The sequence below is a fragment of the Pseudoalteromonas sp. SG45-3 genome (genome assembly GCF_014164075.1).
Classification (GTDB): domain Bacteria; phylum Pseudomonadota; class Gammaproteobacteria; order Enterobacterales; family Alteromonadaceae; genus Pseudoalteromonas; species Pseudoalteromonas distincta.
This window is the reverse complement of record NZ_JACJEN010000012.1, coordinates 1-3,586: the sequence shown is the minus strand read 5'-3', so window position 1 is coordinate 3,586 and position 3,586 is coordinate 1. Positions and strand designations below refer to the sequence as shown.

The following is a 3,586-nucleotide window of genomic DNA, read 5'->3' as shown; positions in this document are numbered from 1 at the left end:
TGACCCGCTCTGACGTTGCGTTTTATAACAACCTAGTATTGTACGTAAATCCGCCGATAAAAGACCATTCAAAGAATGGTGGGTTATGATGGATTTGAACCATCGACCAATTGATTAAAAGTCAACTGCTCTACCAACTGAGCTAATAACCCGCTCTTTTTGTCGCATTTCGAGTGGGGTAACCATTCGTTTGCTGCGGGCGCTTATAATACTTATTTATAAAATGAGTGCAACCGAAATTGTCTCTTTTTTTAAGTTTTTATGTCTAGATGCACAAAATTAAACCGTTTGTGCTCAAACTACATGCAAATCCAAGATTCTTCGAGAGTTTCCATGTAGTTTGCTCGCCTTAACTAGAAATTTAATCGCTGGTGAACTTTAGTTTCCCAAACGATCAGTTGCTAGTTTTGCAGCGGTAGTACTTGGGTATTGATTGATAAGATCGCTCAATATTTTTTGTGCTTGCGCCGCTGAACCTTGATCTTGTAAAAGTGTGCCTAACTTTAGCATTGCATCAGGGCGTTTATTAGAATTTGGAAATTCGTTAACAACCACTTTAAAATGCTCCACCGCTTTTACGCCATCATTTTTAATAGTAAGCAACTGCCCTAACCAATAATGCGCGTTAGACGCATATACAGAGTTTGGATAGGTAGTCAAAAACGTTTGAAATTCAGGAATCGCTTGATCATAACGTTTATCTTTCATTATTAACGCAACAGCACGCTCGTAAGCTTCATTTTCAGATAAGTCACTGCTGTAGCTCTGTGCATCGTTTGGCTGCGCCTGATCGATTACTGGGGCTGCTGTTGGCTGTGTATAAGCCTGGCTCACGCGGTTTTCAATCTCTTGATACAACTCACGCTGACGCTGCAGTACTTTTTCAAGTTTGTAGCTTTGCTCTTCAGTTACACCGCGAATTTGACTTACTTCGTCTTGTAACAAGTTAAGTTGTTGCTGTAACTCTACTTGTAAAAAGTTACGCGACTGCATCATATTCTCAAGCGACGCTAATCGCTTCTCAATACTTGATTGTGAACTTGCAGCTTCTGAAACAGGAGCGGGAGCAGCCATTAACTGGGTGCTCCCGCTCAATATCATGGCTGCCAAAATAATTTTCGGCTTCATAATATCTCTTATCTTAGTAAACTAGTACCGCACGGCGGTTTTTAGCGAAAGCTGATTCAGTGCGAGATTTAACCATTGGCTTCTCTTCACCGTAGCTTACCACTGACATTTGGCTAGCTGAAACACCTAAGCTTAATAGGTATTTTTCAACTGCTTGGCCACGGTGCTCACCTAGTGCAATGTTGTACTCTGGAGTACCGCGCTCATCTGCGTGGCCTTCAATTAGTACTTTAACTGATGGGTTTTGAACTAAAAACTCAGCATGTGCACGAAGTAAATCAGCGTACTTACCTTCAACAGTCGCTTTATCAAAGTCAAAGTAAATTACTTGCTCTTGACGAAGTGCTTCGTACTTTTGACGAAGTTGCTCTTCTGCTTGTTGCTCAGGAGAGATTGTAGCTACTTCAACTGTATCAGTGTTAGTTGATTGCTCAACAACGCCTTGATTTGATTGGTTTGCAGCACCTTCATCAATATCAGAAGATGAGCTACAAGCTGCTAATGTCATTACTGGCACAGCAATTAGCAGGCCTTTAAGTATTTTGTTAAGTTGCATTGAGTAGATTCCTATTTTGAGTAAACCAGTAATATTACTGTAAGTATGGCGACCAAGCTGGTGCCTTTACTTGTCCGTCTAGCACAGGTAACCGTGCTTTAAAGCGGCCGTCCATCGATACTAGCGCAAGTACCTGTTTATTATTATGGAGCGTGCTGTATATAATCATCGAGCCATTTGGCGCTATGCTCGGTGATTCATCTAGGCGTGTTCTCGTTAATACTTGAAACGCACCTGTAGCCAGCTCTTTCTTAGCAAGATGGTACTGCCCGTTGGTACGGTTAACCATCACTAATTCTTTTCCATCTGGTGTTATAGAACCAGCAAGGTTCATATCACCATCAAAGGTGAGTCGTTGTGACCTACCTGTTTTTAAATTTAACTTATAAATCTGAGCATTACCACCCCTTTCAGATGTAAACACAATATCTTGGCCATTAGGGTACCAAGATGGCTCAGTATCTATGCTACGATGATTTGTTAAGCGTGTTTCCTTACGTGTAGCAAGGTCAAGCATGTAAACTTCTGTCGCACCCGTCTTATCCTTAGAAAGCACTAATAATAGCTTTTTACCATCTGGCGAAAACTGCGGTGCACCATTAATACCACGGTAGCTTGCTATTATTTCACGCTTACCTGTGTATATATCTTGAATGTAAATTTGGCTTTGACGGTTTTCAAACGTTACATACGCTAGTTTAGTACCATTTGGTGACCATGCTGGCGACATTAATGGTTCTTTTGAACGAAGTAATACCTGTTCGTTAAAACCATCGTAATCAGCAACGACTAGTTGATAAGGTTTAGGCTCGTTATCACGTACTATTACATATGCAATTTTAGTTAAAAACGCGCCCTTTTCACCCGTTAGCTTTTCATAAATAACATCACTAATGCGGTGTGAATAACGACGAAAACCACTCTCGCCAATAACACTTTCACGCGCTTCTAAAATATGATCTTGGCTTTTAACTAACTTACCGTTACTCATCATTTGCGTATTGCCACCGGTAATTTGGCCGCGAATCACATCAACTAACTCATAACGAACTAAATAACGCCCATCAGTTTGTTGTTCAACCTCACCAACAAGAACAGCTTCAACACCTTTATTAACCCAAGACGCATAATCAATTTCGCCATCTTTACTTGGCTGTTGCGGCATTTGCGCCACATCAACAGGTTTAAACTTACCACTGCGCATTAAATCGGCAGCAATAACACCACTTAGCTTTTCAGGAATTGGACCAACACCTTGGTATTTAAAAGGTACAATGGCAATAGGCCTTGCACCGTCTACACCTTCTGTTATTACAATTTCAAGCGCTGCATTAGCAACACCCGTAAACCCAAACAGTAAAACTAAACAGGCTATTTTTATTTTGTTGAACATATCATTCCTTTAAAATTCTGGCTTGATTGTTAAATTAATATTCTTAAGTTTTTCGAATACGTCTTTATCTTTAGATACCGGTAATGTGTCAGCCATGCGCACTGCTCTTAATGCAGCTTCACATACTAACTTGTCGCCACCTAATGATTTAACTTGCGTTACTAAACCATTAAAGCCCAAACGAATATTAACTCGGCACTGTTGGTTTTTCATTTTTTCATCAATCAGTAAGTTTTGCTGAATACGCGCCATAATTAATGCACGGTACTTATCAACTTCGCTCACCACTTGTTGCTGACGTATTTTACTACGGGCAGCCTGCTCTTTGGCAAGTTGCTCTTGTAACATTTGCTCTTGCATTGCTTGCTGGCGTTTACGTTCGGCCTCAGCAGCACGCTCTTTTGCTTCCTCCTCACGCTTTTTGCGCTCAGCTTCTGCTTTTTTAAGCGCTTCTTCTTCAGCTTTGCGTTTGTCAGCTGCTGCTTTTGCTGCGTTTTCAGCTTCTTGCT

4 protein-coding genes and 1 tRNA gene are annotated in these 3,586 nt (G+C 41.0%); all 5 read right to left on the bottom strand.

Going from position 1 to position 3,586, the window contains the following annotated elements:
- Nucleotides 1-76: 76 nt before the first annotated feature.
- Nucleotides 77-152: transfer RNA gene (locus H5126_RS13635), tRNA-Lys, on the bottom strand.
- Between the two features lie 226 nt (nucleotides 153-378).
- Nucleotides 379-1,128 carry a tol-pal system protein YbgF gene (ybgF, locus tag H5126_RS13630; RefSeq protein WP_182693276.1) on the bottom strand — a complete coding sequence of 250 codons (750 nt, stop codon included), beginning with the start codon at nucleotides 1,126-1,128 and terminating at the stop codon, nucleotides 379-381.
- A gap of 13 nt (nucleotides 1,129-1,141) precedes the next feature.
- Nucleotides 1,142-1,684, bottom strand: a complete 543-nt coding sequence (pal, locus tag H5126_RS13625) for a peptidoglycan-associated lipoprotein Pal (RefSeq protein WP_002960636.1) — start codon at nucleotides 1,682-1,684, stop codon at nucleotides 1,142-1,144.
- Nucleotides 1,685-1,718: 34 nt separating this feature from the next.
- The gene (tolB, locus tag H5126_RS13620; RefSeq protein ID WP_138488837.1) at nucleotides 1,719-3,077 is read right to left on the bottom strand and encodes a Tol-Pal system beta propeller repeat protein TolB; all 1,359 of its coding nucleotides are present in this window, start codon (nucleotides 3,075-3,077) and stop codon (nucleotides 1,719-1,721) included.
- Nucleotides 3,078-3,086: 9 nt separating this feature from the next.
- Nucleotides 3,087-3,586, bottom strand: a 500-nt coding sequence (gene tolA / locus H5126_RS13615; protein WP_182712992.1) for a cell envelope integrity protein TolA, incomplete at its 5' end; no start/stop codon positions are given.

What these genes read in the sequence shown, in the direction of transcription:
- tolB (WP_138488837.1), bottom strand. Translation starts at nt 3,077, where the DNA reads ATGTTCAACAAAATAAAAATAGCCTGTTTAGTTTTACTGTTTGGGTTT.
- pal (WP_002960636.1), bottom strand. Translation starts at nt 1,684, where the DNA reads ATGCAACTTAACAAAATACTTAAAGGCCTGCTAATTGCTGTGCCAGTA.
- ybgF (WP_182693276.1), bottom strand. Translation starts at nt 1,128, where the DNA reads ATGAAGCCGAAAATTATTTTGGCAGCCATGATATTGAGCGGGAGCACC.